Genomic DNA, 12,264 nt, shown 5'->3' with positions numbered 1-12,264 from the left:
TGGTGCGTGAACCGGTCGTCGTGCTCAAACATGAGATCCGATTCAGGTTCTTGCAATCTAGAAAGAGGAGGGCCTGTAGGTCAAGTCAGCAGGTCGCCTCCGGCGCCGTCGTTACCCAATTGCGACGATCCTCAGCGTGTGGACCACTTCGAATACCGTCGGTATATATCAACGGTATGCTTTTGCCGTGACCCATGACCAGGACATCGAGACCCTCATCGTCGCCGCCCACGCACTCACTCGCATGGCGGCGCTCGAGACCGCCAACGAGACCCCCGCCGCACAGTGGCGGACGCTCACGATCCTGCGCGACCACGGCGCACTGCGCATCGGCGAGCTCGCCCGGCTCAGCCGGGTGACCCAGCCCGGCATGACGCGGCTGGTCGGCCAGATGACCGACCACGGACTCGTGGCGAAGGCGGCGGATGCCGCGGACTCGCGCGCGACGGTGGTCGAGGTCACGCCGCTCGGCCTCGAAGCGCTCCAGACATGGCTGCTGCAGCTCACGGCCGCACTCGCCCCGCACTTCGAAGACCTGGAGCCCGAGGAGTGGGAGGCCCTCCGCACCACGGCATCGGTCCTCTCTCGAAAGCTCGACCGCTCGCGCCCGACGTCGGCCGCCGGCGCCGCAGGGGCAGCCCGATGAGCGCGCACGCCGGCACGACAGGCTCCGTGTGGCGGCAGCCCGCCCAAGTCTGGGCGGTGGCGTTCGCGTGCGTCGTCGCGTTCATGGGCATCGGGCTCGTCGATCCGATCCTCCCCGCGATCGCGGAATCGCTCCAGGCGAGTCCGGTGCAGACGGAACTGCTCTTCACGAGCTATCTCCTGGTTACCGGACTCGCGATGCTCATCACGAGCTGGATCTCGAGCCGCATCGGCGCGAAGGCGACCCTGCTCATCGGCCTCGCACTGATCGTCGTGTTCGCCCTGCTCTGCTCCCTGAGCGGCAGCGTCGACGCGATCATCGGCTTCCGCGCCGGATGGGGCCTCGGCAACGCGCTCTTCATCTCGACAGCGCTCGCGACGATCGTCGGCGCCGCTTCCGGTGGGAGCGGCGCCGCGATCGTGCTCTACGAAGCCGCGCTGGGGCTCGGCATCGCGGTCGGTCCGCTCCTGGGCGGGGTGCTCGGTGAGATCAGCTGGCGCGGGCCGTTCCTCGGCGTCGTGGTGCTCATGGCGATCGCGTTCGTCGCCGTGCTGGTGCTGCTGCGCGGGCCGAGCGAGAAGCCCGTGCCGGTGCGGCTGTCGGCCCCCTTCACGGCGCTGCGCATCCCTTCGCTGGCCGTGCTCGCCGTCGCTGCACTCTTCTACAACATCGGGTTCTTCGTGCTGCTCGCGTTCTCGCCGTTCCCGCTCGGATTCGGCGCCATGGGCATCGGCTTCACCTTCTTCGGCTGGGGCGTGGCCCTCGCGATCACGAGCGTGTGGGTCGCGCCGCTTCTGCTGCGCTTCATGGCCCGCACGACCGTCATGCTGCTGACTCTGCCGCTCCTCGCGATCGACCTGATCGCCGGCGGCATCTTCGTCGAGAACGCCGCGGCTCTGGTCGCCTCGATCATCGTCGGCGGACTCCTCCTCGGCGTGATGAACACCGTGCTGACGGAGTCTGTGATGGAGGCGACGGATCTCCCTCGCTCGGTCGCGTCCTCCTCGTACTCGGCGGTCCGCTTCCTCGGCGGCGCCGCCGCTCCCCCGCTCGCCGCGCTCCTGTGGCACCTGTACGGTCCGACTGTGCCGTACCTCTTCGCCGCAGCATCCGTGGTCGTCGCGGCGGGCACGATCCTCTTCGGCCGTCGCGCGCTGGCCGGCATCGACGAGCGCGAAGCGGATGCCGCGGAGGAGGCCGCCGCCATGCTCGTGGGGGATGCGGCCTGACCCCGCGAGAGACGGCAGAAGGGCGGCCCTTTCGGACCGCCCTTCTGGGTTGTGCACCCCCTGGGACTCGAACCCAGAACCCACTGATTAAGAGTCAGTTGCTCTGCCGATTGAGCTAGAGGTGCGTTGTTCGCTCACGGGGCGAACGAGGATCAACATTAGCATCACGATCGCGTCTCGTGAAATCGGGGCGGGAACGCCCCGGCTATCCTTGATTCCGTGACCTCGCCCTCCCCCGTTTCGACGTTCGACACGCCGTTCGAGGGAGACCTGCGGGCCGATCTCGATCTGGCGCTGCGGCTCGCTGATGCGGCGGATGCGGCATCCATGTCCCGCTTCGATGCGGCTGATCTCGACGTGCAGCTGAAGGCCGACGCGAGCCACGTCACGGAGGCGGATCTCGCCACGGAGCGCGCACTCCGCGAGCTCCTCGAGACCGAACGCCCCCGTGACGGCGTCTTCGGCGAGGAGTACGGCGTCACGGGCGATTCGGCGCGGCAGTGGATCATCGACCCCATCGACGGCACCGCGAACTACCTGAAGGGCATCCCGATGTGGACGACCCTGATCGCCCTCGCGATCGACGGGGTGCCGCGCGTGGGAGTGGCGAGCCAGCCGGCGATCGGTCGCCGCTGGTGGGCGGCGACCGGACTCGGCTCCTGGACCAACACGCCGACCGGCGAGAGCAGGCGCCTGGCGGTGTCGACGGTGGATGCGATCGCCGACTCGAGCGTGAGCTTCCAGAGCATCGGGCAGTGGCGCGATGCCGGCAAGCTCGACGCGCTCGAGCGCCTGACCTCGTCGGTCTGGCGCGATCGCGGCTACGGCGATGCGTGGCCCTACATGCTGCTGGCCGAAGGTCGTCTCGAGTTCGTCGCCGAGTTCGGCGTCAAGGAGTACGACATCGCCGCGCTCGTGCCGATCGTGACCGAGGCCGGCGGCAGGTTCACCTCGTTCGACGGCAACGACTCGCTGTCCGAGCGCTCGTCGCTCGCCACGAACCGCGTGCTCCACACCGCCTACCTCGACCTGCTGCACTCCGCCTGATCCCGCACCGCCTGACACCCGACCGCCTCCCATCCCCCACGGAGACTCTCTGATGCCTGCCACCCGCATCCTCGGCACCGCCGCCGCCCTCGCTCTCTCCGCCCTCCTTCTGTCGGCCTGCGCCGGCACGCCCGAGCCGGCACCCGAAGAGACCGGCAACGCGCAGACGCCTACCGCGGCCGCGCCCGAGCCTTCGGCAACGCCGGAGCCCGAGCCCGCCTCCACCGAGGAACCGACCTGCACCACGATCATCGGCGAATCGGTCGTGGCGGACTTCGAGAGCCTGGGCTGGAGCTCACAGGCCTCCCCCCTGTACATCGGCAGCAGCGAGATCGAGGACGGCCTCCAGTGCATGTGGGCGGACTTCGAGGGTCCGGCCGGCGACCATGGGCAGATGTTCGGCTGGGCGCCTCTCGCCGAGGACCAGGCCGCGGATCTGCAGGAGGAGCTCGAGGCTCAGGGCTGGGTGCGCGAAGAGGGTCCCGCAGGCGTGTACATCACCGAAAGCGCCGACACCGCGATCGCCACGGACGCCGAGGGCTACGGCATGACGTACCTCTTCTCGCCGGGCCAGGTGACGGTGGCCGACACGAAGCAGGGCCTTCTGCTGATCGAGTGGCCCAAGAGCTGATCCTCAGCGGGCGCCCACGAGGGACAGCAGGCTCTCGAGGCCCTCCGGAGTCCCCGGCCAGTGGCGCTCGATGGCGGAGCGGCCCGCGGTCCGGATGGCGTAACGCAACGCGATCGCGACGACGATCGCGTCGTCGGCATAGCCGAGCACGGGGATGAAGTCCGGCACCAGGTCGATCGGCAGCAGCAGGTACGCCAGCAGCCCGCCGAGCCACCAGCGTGTGCCCCGAGGCACCCCAGGGTCGGCGATCAGGCGCTTCAGCAGTACGACCACGTCGGCGACCAGCCGCATGATCTGGCGCCAGTCCATGGTGCGGCCGGCCCTGCGCTGCTGCACCCACAGGATGAGCAGAAGCACCAGCCAGACGAGGACGAGCCCGCCGACCAAGGAGATGACGGCGACGGCCCAGTCCGGCATCCGCCGACTGTAACACGACACCCAGCCGCGACCCGTAGGCTCGATCCCTATGGCGATCGGCGTGACGATGCACACCTTCGATATCCAGTTGGCTGACGTCGATCGGAGCGTGTACGAGGATCTGTCCGTGCGCGTGGCGCGGCATCCGTCCGAGACCGACGCGTTCATGCTGACGCGCGTACTGGCGTACGCGCTCGAGTACGAGGAGGGCATCGCGTTCAGCGAGGGCATCTCGGCGACGGATGAACCGGCGGTGGTCGTGCGGGATCTCACGGGCGCTCTCGTCGCCTGGATCGAGGTGGGATCCCCGGATGCCGCCCGCCTGCACACCGGCAGCCTCGCCGGCGCCCGCGTCGCCGTGTACACGCACCGCGATCCCGCGAAGGTCGCCGCGGGGTGGGCGGGCAAGAAGATCCATCGCTCCGACGAGGTGAAGCTCTACAGCTTCGACCACGGGTTCTTCGATTCGGCCACGTCCGCGCTCGAGCGCCGCAATACAATGATCGTCTCCGTCACCGAGCGCCGGATCTACCTCGATCTCAACGGCTCATCGTTCGAATCCGACATCCACGAGGTCACGGCCGGCTGAGCCGGCTCAGCCCGGCAGGAAGTTCTCCCTCGCCAGCGGGGCGATCTCCAGATGCTGCGCGTCGCGGCGCGAGACCCATCGCAGCTCCTCGATCTCGGCATCGGTCACTGGCACCTGCTCGCCGATGTCGGCGACGAACACGTCCGCCACCACGAGGAAGCCCGGCTCGTTCGCCGCTGCCGCCGTGAACAGACCGAGCGGATCCAGCTGATCGGGCTCGACCGAGAGCCCCAGCTCCTCGAACAGCTCGCGGCTCAGCGTCTCGGCCGGCGTCTCATCCGGTTCGGGTTTGCCACCCGGCTGCATGAACGCCGTCGTGCCGGCTTTGCGCACCAGAAGGAGCTCGTCACGGTCGTTCAGGATGACCGCGGCCGACACACGGATGCTGCGCGTCGACGTCGATGCCGGGTGGGAGGTGCTCACGAAGGCACGCTAACAGGAACTGCGGAACCGGCCCGGCGTAGAATCACGTGTGCTTCCCGATTCCCCTGCACCCGCCGACCTGCCACCGAGCGGCATCGACCCGGATGATCTGGCGACGACCCTGCGCGTCCTCGCGATCATGCCGGGTGTCGACGAGTCGCACCCCGACTATGTGGCCGTCCGCCGTGCCACCGCCGCGATGTTCAAGGCGGTCAAGAAGGTGCGGCGCCGTGAGATCCGCGAGGCGATCGCCTCCGCCGACCGCGCCGTAGTGGCGGCGACCGCCACGGGGGCGCCGGACCGGATCGACGACGAGACACGCGGAATCCCGATCAGCTCGTCCACGACCGCGCCGACGGCGGGCACCCTGCTCAAGCCCCGCGCCTGCTACATCTGCAAGCAGCCGTACACGATCGTCGACGCCTTCTACCACCAGCTGTGCCCCACCTGCGCAGCGATGAGTCATGCGAAGCGCAACGCGCGCACCGACCTCACCGGCAAGCGCGCGCTGCTTACCGGCGGCCGCGCGAAGATCGGCATGTACATCGCGTTGCGCCTGCTCCGCGACGGCGCTCACACCACGATCACGACCCGCTTCCCGCGGGACGCGGTGCGCCGTTTCAGCAGCCTCCCCGACGCGCCGGAGTGGATCGATCGCCTCAAGATCGTCGGCATCGACCTGCGAGACCCCGCCCAGGTGATCGGTTTGGCGGAGGATGTCGCGGCCGCGGGTCCGCTCGACATCCTGATCAACAACGCGACGCAGACCGTGCGCCGCTCGCCCGGTGCGTACCAGCCGCTCGTCGACGCCGAGCTCGCGCCGCTGCCGGACGGGCCGCTGCCGGAGCTGGTCACGTTCGGCCACACCAACGACCGCCACCCGCAGGCGCTGGAGCGCTCTGTGACCGCCCACCCGATTCTCGCAGCGGCCGCGGCGCGCGCCGACGAGCTGACCGAGCAGGCGATGGCCGCCGGTTCCAGCTCGCTCGAGCGCCTCGCCGCCGGCACAGCGATCGACGCGGGCGGGCTCATCCCCGACCTCGACCACACGAACTCCTGGGTGCAGAGCGTCGACGAGGTCGACCCGCTCGAGATGCTCGAGGTGCAGCTCGCGAACACCACCGCGCCGTTCCTGCTCGTGTCGAAGCTGCGGGCTTCGCTGGCCGCGAGTCCCGCACGCCGGACCTACGTGGTCAACGTCAGCGCGATGGAGGGCGTGTTCAATCGCGGATACAAGGGGCCGGGGCATCCGCACACCAACATGGCCAAAGCGGCCGTCAACATGCTGACACGCACCAGCGCGCGGGAGCTGTTCGAGACCGACCGCATCCTCATGACGAGCGTCGACACCGGCTGGATCACCGACGAGCGCCCGCACCCGACGAAGGTGCGGCTCGCCGAAGAGGGCTTTCACGCACCCCTCGATCTCGTCGACGGCGCCGCTCGCGTGTACGACCCCATCGTTCGGGGCGAGGCGGGCGAGGACCTGTTCGGCGTCTTCCTCAAGGATTACGCACCCGGCCAATGGTGAACCTGCCCGAGCCGGGGCGCCGGGTGGTGGTGCGCTACATCCTGCCTACGGGCCAGGCGACGGACGCCCTCGGCGAGCTCCTGAGCGCCGACGCCGATTCCGTCGTGGTGGACGGCAAACGCGGTGTCGAGCGCATCCCGCGCGGCGCGATCATCGCCGCCAAGGAGGTGCCGCCGCCACCCGCACCTCGCACGCCTCGGCGCCCCGTTCCGCCCATCGAATGAGCGGCTGATCGGGAAGAACCTCGCGCCGCCCATCGTTCGGTAGGTGCGTGAGCACCGTCGCTGAACTCCTCCGCCTGAACCTGCACGGCGTCTTCGGGAACCGGGATGCCGCGGTACGACGCGATGCCGCGGCTCGCGCGTATTCCCCCGGGGTCACCCTGACCGATCCCGAGGGCACGGTCGTCGGTCCTGAGGCGGTGCTCGCCAGCGCCGCAGCATTGCTGAAGGACGCGCCCGAGGAGTCCGTGCTCGTCGAGGACGGACCCGCCTACGCCTCCGACACGACGGGCGTGCTGCCCTGGGCGTTCGGGCCGCCCGGCGCGCCCGTCGTACGCGGGATCGATCTCATCACCGTCGAGAACGGCATGATCACGTCGACGACCGTGCTCCTCGCGGAGGGGTGAGGCCGGCAGGCCGCGCCGCGATCGGCGCGGCGCGTCCACGACGCCCTCAGAAGCGCAGCAGCACCTTGCCGTCCCGCCCGGGCACCGCGCTCGCAGCGGCTGCCTGGCGTGCCTCTTCGAATGGGAACACCGCATCCACCGGGAGTGACACCTCCCCCGACCCGATGCGCTGCACCAACTCGACGAACAGCGAACCGCGGGTCGCGGCATCCATCGTCTGACTCACTCTGCTTCCCCAGAAGCCCTTCACCGTCGCCTGCTTGAAGATGAGATCGCCCGCCGAGAGCTCCAGCGTGCTCGACGCCATCGATCCGAACGACACCAGCGTGCCCCCCTCACCGAGCAGCGACAGCAGGTCGCCGGCGGCCGCGCCGCCGACGGAGTCCACGGCCGCGCGCGGAGAGTTCTCGCCGAGGATCTGCGCGGCGCGTTCGCGCCAGCCCTCGGACTCGGTCGACACGACATCACGGATGCCGAGCCCGGCCAGTTCGTCGATGCCCGCATCGCGGCGCACCAGGCCGAGAACGTGCACGCCACGCGCCGTGGCGAACTGGGCGACTAGCCTGCCGACCGCGCCGTTGGCGGTGTTCTGCACGATCCAGTCGCCCGGCTGCACATCGAGGAAGTCGAGCAGGCTCAGCGCGCTGAACGGCATCGAGATGAGCTGTGCGGCCGTCTCATCGCTCACCGCGTCCGGCACGGGGACGAGCCCTCCGGCCTTCGCCACGAAGTACTCGCTCCACACGCCGAACGTGCCGCCCGTGGCGACCCGCTGCCCGACCTCCAGCGATTCGACGCCCTCGCCGAGCGCGTCGACGACGCCGACGGCCTCGGTGCCGGAGGCCGCGGGCAGCTCGGGCTTGTACCCGTACGTGCCGCGGATGGTCCAAAGGTCGTGATTGTGGATCGGCGAGAGCACCGTGCGCACTCGCACCTGTCCAGGACCCGGTTCGGGAAGCGGTCGCTCGGCGACCTCGAGAACTTCCGTCGGGTCGCCGAATGCAGAGTGGATGAGTGCGCGCACGGTGGTGCTCCTTGTGTTCGTCGGGCCGCGGGTGTGCAGCCACTCGAACGTATAGCGGGCCCCCGAGGACACGCATTCCCTCACGATGGATGCACACCCGCCGCGGGCGCTGTCAACGCCCCTGTGGACCGGGTCTGCGAGATGATCCGATGGCCGAAGCGAAAGGAGCACCGATGTCTCACCCTTCCCACGACCCCACCGATTCCGAGCTGCGGCACACGCGGGCCGCCGATGCGGATGGCGTCATCACCGATCCCCCGGGTCGTTCGCCGGCGGAGGTCGATGACTCCGCGCTGCGTCCGATCGACGGACGACAGAGAACGACCAGGAGGAGCGCGAAGACTGACCCGCGCACGCCTTCGGTGTCGCCGTCGCCGGTTTCGAGCCGCTACACGGCGAAGGCCCAGGCGCCGCAGCACCCGGACCTTCGCCGTGACGGTCAGACGCGGGGCGGATTCGCCGGCAACCACTCGTCGAGCGTCGTCGCGAACAGCTGAACCCCGTCGATCGGCATGAGCGTGCGCTCCTCCATCCGCGCGCCGAAGTACGGCGCCTCCGAGTCGGTCACGACCTCCCGAGGGTCGCCACGGAAAGTGAGGCCGCGCCGCACCATCTCGTCGAGCCCCATCACCTCGGGCCCCGCGATCTCCACATCGGCGTTCAGCGGGGTGCCCGCGGCCGTGCGCGCCACCGCGGTCGCGACATCCGCCGCGGCGATCGGCTGCACGAGGTTGCCGGGCAGGTGGATCGCGTCGCCGTTGGCGGACACCCCCGCGATGCCGCTGATGAACTCGAAGAACTGCGTCGCGTGCACGATCGAGTACGGGATGCCCGACGTGCGGATCAACTCCTCCTGAGCGGTCTTGGCTGCGAAGTAGGAGATGGCGTTCGGACGGTTCGTGCCGACCACGGTGAGGGCGACGACGTGCCCGACGCCCGCCTCCTGCGCACCGGCGAGGAGATTCCGGGTCGACGTCGTGAAGAACTCCATCACGTCCGCCGGGGCGAATGAGGGAGAGTTCGACACATCGACCACCACTTCGGCGCCGCGAAGCACCTCGGGCAGGCCCTCGCCGCGTCACTACCTCGGCTTCGGAGGATTGTGCATGAACTCCATGCGGATGCCGTTCTCGTCCTCGACGAAAGACGCGTAGTAGCGCTCGCTGAAGCGCGGGTACGGCTTGGGATCGCGCACCGCGCTCCACCCCGCGGCGAGCGCGATCGCGTGAAGCCGGTCTACCTCGTCGCGGGAGTCCACCGCGAACGCCAGGTGCTGCCAGCCGACGGTCCCGTGCCGGTGCGGGCCCGTCCCCGCCTCCCGCGCCGGCAGGAGGATGATCTCGGTCTCGTCCTCTCGGTACCACGCGACCCCGTTGTCACCGTCAGTGCGCTTCATTCCGAGCGCAGTGAGCACCGCGTCGAACTGGGCGACCGCCCGGGGCAGGTCCTCGACGGTGATGCCGAGGTGATCGACGAGGGGCATTCCGTCAGTCTCGTAGACGACGCGCGCCGGGGTGCCGTTCGACGCGCCGTGCGCTGTCGCGTCGGGCAGACTTGAGGTGTCCCGGCGAGCGGAAGGTTGCCCGTGAAGATCAGTGAGCTGCAGCGGTTCGTCGCCATCGTCGATCAAGGACTCCACGTTCCGCGCGCGGCCGACGAGCTCGGCGTGCCGCTGGCGTCGCTGTACTCGACGATCGAGAAGCTCGAAGCCGAGGTCGGACAACCGCTTTTCACCCGCAGCAAGCCGAACTGGTCGCTGACTGCGCCGGGGGCGCTGCTGCTCGAAGAAGCCAGGACGCGGATCGCCCAGGCTCCGGCTCCCGCACCCACACCGCAGGCACCCACGGGCGGTAAGGCCAAGGCCTCGAAGGGCAAGGGGCGCGCCCCCATCGTCAAGGGCCAGCCGAAGCCGTACAAGAAGCGGCAGGGCCGCTAGGCGCCTCGAGCGTTCGCAGGACGACAGCTCGGCGGCGCGGACGGCGGCGCGCCGTTGCCCAGTCCTCCTCCGGATGCTGGTCGGGCGATACGGCACCTTGCGCGCTCGCCGCCGCAGGTCTACCGTCGCGCCCAGGGAGATGACCGTGCTCGCCTGGGGACGATGCGTGGTGACGCTGGGGGCCGTGCTGCTTCTGGCGGGCTGCAGCCCGCCCTCATTCCCGGATCCGCCGCCACGGGCTGGTCAGTGGCACGTTCCTGCGCCTCCGGCGGCGGAGCAGGTGCAGCCTTCGCCTCCGAACGCCGACAGTCCGGACTTCGTCACCATCGACCCCATCGGCCTCGGATTCACACCCGGGACGGACCCGAAACGTCTGGCCGCGTGGGCGACGGGATACTGCGAGCGCCACGGCCTCTCCCCCTGCACCGCGATCCCGGACCGGGGCGTCGCGCTGTGCATCGAGCGGATGGACTGCCACCCAGCGCTGCTCGTGCCGTTCAACGAAGGAACAGCGGCGTTCGTGTTCGGAGGTCGATTCACGATGCCGGTCGTCTACGCGGTATGGCTTTCGGAGCAGGATCCCCTGCTCGCGCCGTTCGGCAGCACCCGCGAACTCCTGGAGTCCTACCTGCTGACCCTCGGCGTCTGTCCGGACCAAGGTGGCGGTTATCCGCGCGGGCCGAGATGCCCGCCCGAGGAGCAGACCGGTGGTACTCCCTAAGGGCTATGCCGGATCGACGCCCACGCGCTCCAGTGGGACAGTGAAGCAGGCTACCCGAGCCTTCGCCTCAGATCCCCACTGCGAGGTTGGTCATGAATACTCGTCGATCCATCGCCCTCGTCGCGGCCGCGCTCTTCGCGTCGGTCGCACTCGGAGCCGCCGGCGCGTCAGCCGCACCGCCGACACAGACGGACGCCACAGCGGTCGTGGAGTGGAATGAGGTGGCGGCCAATACGCTCGCCGCCATTCCCGGGGCCGACGGCGGAGCGCCACCCGCGTTCCAGATCAACATGGGTATGACGCAGGGCGCCGTGTACGACGCCGTCGCTGCGATCGGGACGAAGCAGTATCAGCCGTACGTGCTCAAGCAGCGGTTCGGGGCGAAGGCGTCGATCGAGGCCGCGGTGGCCACCGCGGCCTACGAGGTGCTGACCCACCTCGTATCCACCGCGCCCGAGCTCGCGCCGTTCCCGGGCAGGGCCGGACTCCTGGCGGCGCTCGACACGGAGTACACGACCTCGATCAACGCCATCGTCGTCGCCGAATCGTTCAAGGACCAGGGCATCGCCGCGGGCCTCGCGGCAGCGGACGCGATGCTGCACGCGCGGCAGGACGACGGGCGCTTCGGACCGTCGCAGTGGGTGCGCGATCCTCGGCCTGGGCACTGGTCGCCGCTGCTCAACTCGTCGGGTCAGGAGGTTCTCGACCCCACTCCATGGGTGGGCGGCGTCGAGCCGTTCCTCGTCGACAGCGCCGAGCAGTTCCGCTCGGCACCGCCGCTGGCGCTCGACAGCCCGGAATACGCGGCAGAGTTCAACCAGGTGCTGAACCTGGGCCGAGCAACGGGATCCACCCGAACGGCGGACCAGACCTACATCGCGAAGTGGTGGCAGTGGCCACCGATCCTCGCCTGGAACGATGTCGCGCGGCAGCTCATCACGCGGAACGACCTCAGCGCGGCCGACGCCGCGAGGCTGCTCGCCCTCCAGAACCTGAGCGGCGCGGACGCGGCGATCACCTGCTGGAGCGACAAGTACTACTACGACTTCTGGCGGCCGTGGAACGCGATCCCGCGCGCCGGCGAGGACGGCAACGAGGCGACGACGGCCGACACGGGGTGGACCGCGCTGATCACGGCGCCGTATCCGGAGCACCCATCCGGCCACAACTGCCTCGATGGCGCCCACTCGACGGTGCTGCGGATGTTCTTCGGCGACGTGGTCGCAGGCGGCTTCCAGATGACGAGCACCTCCGCCCTGCTCGTCGCGGGCGAACCGCGGACGCGCACGTTCCAGACGTTCTCGCAGCCGTGTGCCGAGCTGATCGACGCCCGCATCTGGGCCGGCCTGCACTTCCACCACGGTGACGTCGAGGCACAGCGGCTCGGCGTGAACGTGGCGCAGTACGGGGCTGCCCACCACCTGCAGGCGGTGCGCCACTGA

General features: G+C 69.5%; 16 protein-coding genes and 1 tRNA gene. 11 read left to right on the top strand and 6 right to left on the bottom strand.

The features are described from left to right. Nucleotides 1-187 precede the first annotated feature (187 nt). Together JNB61_RS00560 and JNB61_RS00555 are read left to right on the top strand one after the other, a co-directional pair. Entirely contained in the window at nucleotides 188-646 is a 459-nt protein-coding gene (locus JNB61_RS00560) for a MarR family winged helix-turn-helix transcriptional regulator (RefSeq protein ID WP_220338461.1), read from the top strand. Beyond that, nucleotides 643-1,875 (top strand): MFS transporter, encoded by a 1,233-nt coding sequence (locus tag JNB61_RS00555; protein WP_220338460.1) that lies wholly within the window; start codon nucleotides 643-645, stop codon nucleotides 1,873-1,875. The genes JNB61_RS00560 and JNB61_RS00555 overlap by 4 nt, the downstream gene beginning before the upstream one ends. A gap of 52 nt (nucleotides 1,876-1,927) precedes the next feature. Here JNB61_RS00555 and JNB61_RS00550 read toward each other — a convergent pair. Next, nucleotides 1,928-2,000, bottom strand: a tRNA-Lys gene (locus JNB61_RS00550). Between the two features lie 94 nt (nucleotides 2,001-2,094). On the opposite strand from JNB61_RS00550, the gene JNB61_RS00545 reads away from it, so the two are divergent. Beyond that, on the top strand, nucleotides 2,095-2,922 hold the full coding sequence (locus JNB61_RS00545; protein ID WP_308291174.1) for an inositol monophosphatase family protein: 828 nt from the start codon (nucleotides 2,095-2,097) through the stop codon (nucleotides 2,920-2,922). Between the two features lie 52 nt (nucleotides 2,923-2,974). Further along, nucleotides 2,975-3,553 (top strand): hypothetical protein, encoded by a 579-nt coding sequence (locus tag JNB61_RS00540; protein WP_220338459.1) that lies wholly within the window; start codon nucleotides 2,975-2,977, stop codon nucleotides 3,551-3,553. Between the two features lie 3 nt (nucleotides 3,554-3,556). On the opposite strand, the gene JNB61_RS00535 is transcribed toward JNB61_RS00540, so the two are convergent. Next, on the bottom strand, nucleotides 3,557-3,970 hold the full coding sequence (locus JNB61_RS00535; RefSeq protein WP_220338458.1) for a YkvA family protein: 414 nt from the start codon (nucleotides 3,968-3,970) through the stop codon (nucleotides 3,557-3,559). A 49-nt stretch (nucleotides 3,971-4,019) separates the two neighbouring features. Between JNB61_RS00535 and JNB61_RS00530 the strand changes: the two genes are divergently transcribed. After that, the gene (locus tag JNB61_RS00530; RefSeq protein WP_159843562.1) at nucleotides 4,020-4,559 is read left to right on the top strand and encodes a YaeQ family protein; all 540 of its coding nucleotides are present in this window, start codon (nucleotides 4,020-4,022) and stop codon (nucleotides 4,557-4,559) included. Nucleotides 4,560-4,565: 6 nt separating this feature from the next. Here JNB61_RS00530 and JNB61_RS00525 read toward each other — a convergent pair whose 3' ends face one another. Beyond that, entirely contained in the window at nucleotides 4,566-4,982 is a 417-nt protein-coding gene (locus tag JNB61_RS00525) for an NUDIX hydrolase (protein WP_308291173.1), read from the bottom strand. Between the two features lie 49 nt (nucleotides 4,983-5,031). On the opposite strand from JNB61_RS00525, the gene JNB61_RS00520 reads away from it, so the two are divergent. From JNB61_RS00520 to JNB61_RS00510, 3 genes are read left to right on the top strand one after another with little or no spacing between them, the layout of a single operon-like run. Beyond that, nucleotides 5,032-6,513, top strand: a complete 1,482-nt coding sequence (locus JNB61_RS00520) for an SDR family NAD(P)-dependent oxidoreductase (protein WP_220287234.1) — start codon at nucleotides 5,032-5,034, stop codon at nucleotides 6,511-6,513. Further along, nucleotides 6,507-6,737 carry a putative acetyltransferase gene (locus JNB61_RS00515; protein ID WP_159843558.1) on the top strand — a complete coding sequence of 77 codons (231 nt, stop codon included), beginning with the start codon at nucleotides 6,507-6,509 and terminating at the stop codon, nucleotides 6,735-6,737. The genes JNB61_RS00520 and JNB61_RS00515 overlap by 7 nt, the downstream gene beginning before the upstream one ends. A gap of 47 nt (nucleotides 6,738-6,784) precedes the next feature. Next, nucleotides 6,785-7,141 (top strand): nuclear transport factor 2 family protein, encoded by a 357-nt coding sequence (locus JNB61_RS00510; RefSeq protein ID WP_220338457.1) that lies wholly within the window; start codon nucleotides 6,785-6,787, stop codon nucleotides 7,139-7,141. A 46-nt stretch (nucleotides 7,142-7,187) separates the two neighbouring features. Here JNB61_RS00510 and JNB61_RS00505 read toward each other — a convergent pair whose 3' ends face one another. The 3 genes from JNB61_RS00505 to JNB61_RS00495 form a co-directional block, all read right to left on the bottom strand. Further along, nucleotides 7,188-8,165, bottom strand: coding sequence for a zinc-binding dehydrogenase (locus JNB61_RS00505; RefSeq protein ID WP_220338456.1), 978 nt, complete (start codon nucleotides 8,163-8,165; stop codon nucleotides 7,188-7,190). A gap of 439 nt (nucleotides 8,166-8,604) precedes the next feature. Further along, nucleotides 8,605-9,222, bottom strand: a complete 618-nt coding sequence (locus JNB61_RS00500) for an SDR family oxidoreductase (RefSeq protein WP_308291172.1) — start codon at nucleotides 9,220-9,222, stop codon at nucleotides 8,605-8,607. A 24-nt stretch (nucleotides 9,223-9,246) separates the two neighbouring features. Continuing rightward, complete coding sequence (locus tag JNB61_RS00495) at nucleotides 9,247-9,648, bottom strand: VOC family protein (RefSeq protein ID WP_220338455.1); 402 nt, start codon at nucleotides 9,646-9,648, stop codon at nucleotides 9,247-9,249. Between the two features lie 102 nt (nucleotides 9,649-9,750). Here JNB61_RS00495 and JNB61_RS00490 point away from each other — a divergent pair, with 102 nt between their 5' ends. From JNB61_RS00490 to JNB61_RS00480, 3 genes are all read left to right on the top strand, one after another. Beyond that, nucleotides 9,751-10,101: a LysR family transcriptional regulator gene (locus JNB61_RS00490; RefSeq protein ID WP_220287225.1), complete on the top strand. Its 351-nt coding sequence runs from the start codon at nucleotides 9,751-9,753 to the stop codon at nucleotides 10,099-10,101. Nucleotides 10,102-10,240: 139 nt separating this feature from the next. Further along, the gene (locus JNB61_RS00485) at nucleotides 10,241-10,822 is read left to right on the top strand and encodes a hypothetical protein (RefSeq protein WP_220338454.1); all 582 of its coding nucleotides are present in this window, start codon (nucleotides 10,241-10,243) and stop codon (nucleotides 10,820-10,822) included. Nucleotides 10,823-10,914: 92 nt separating this feature from the next. Then, the gene (locus tag JNB61_RS00480; RefSeq protein ID WP_220338453.1) at nucleotides 10,915-12,264 is read left to right on the top strand and encodes a vanadium-dependent haloperoxidase; all 1,350 of its coding nucleotides are present in this window, start codon (nucleotides 10,915-10,917) and stop codon (nucleotides 12,262-12,264) included.

Origin of the sequence: Microbacterium ureisolvens, from assembly GCF_019511645.1 — a bacterium.
GTDB lineage: Bacteria > Actinomycetota > Actinomycetes > Actinomycetales > Microbacteriaceae > Microbacterium > Microbacterium ureisolvens_A.
Note: the sequence above shows the minus strand (reverse complement) of the source record. Positions and strands in the feature narration are given on the sequence as shown.

What these genes read in the sequence shown, in the direction of transcription:
- JNB61_RS00540 (WP_220338459.1), top strand. Translation starts at nt 2,975, where the DNA reads ATGCCTGCCACCCGCATCCTCGGCACCGCCGCCGCCCTCGCTCTCTCC.
- JNB61_RS00535 (WP_220338458.1), bottom strand. Translation starts at nt 3,970, where the DNA reads ATGCCGGACTGGGCCGTCGCCGTCATCTCCTTGGTCGGCGGGCTCGTC.
- JNB61_RS00555 (WP_220338460.1), top strand. Translation starts at nt 643, where the DNA reads ATGAGCGCGCACGCCGGCACGACAGGCTCCGTGTGGCGGCAGCCCGCC.
- JNB61_RS00530 (WP_159843562.1), top strand. Translation starts at nt 4,020, where the DNA reads ATGGCGATCGGCGTGACGATGCACACCTTCGATATCCAGTTGGCTGAC.
- JNB61_RS00515 (WP_159843558.1), top strand. Translation starts at nt 6,507, where the DNA reads ATGGTGAACCTGCCCGAGCCGGGGCGCCGGGTGGTGGTGCGCTACATC.
- JNB61_RS00495 (WP_220338455.1), bottom strand. Translation starts at nt 9,648, where the DNA reads ATGCCCCTCGTCGATCACCTCGGCATCACCGTCGAGGACCTGCCCCGG.
- JNB61_RS00480 (WP_220338453.1), top strand. Translation starts at nt 10,915, where the DNA reads ATGAATACTCGTCGATCCATCGCCCTCGTCGCGGCCGCGCTCTTCGCG.
- JNB61_RS00485 (WP_220338454.1), top strand. Translation starts at nt 10,241, where the DNA reads ATGACCGTGCTCGCCTGGGGACGATGCGTGGTGACGCTGGGGGCCGTG.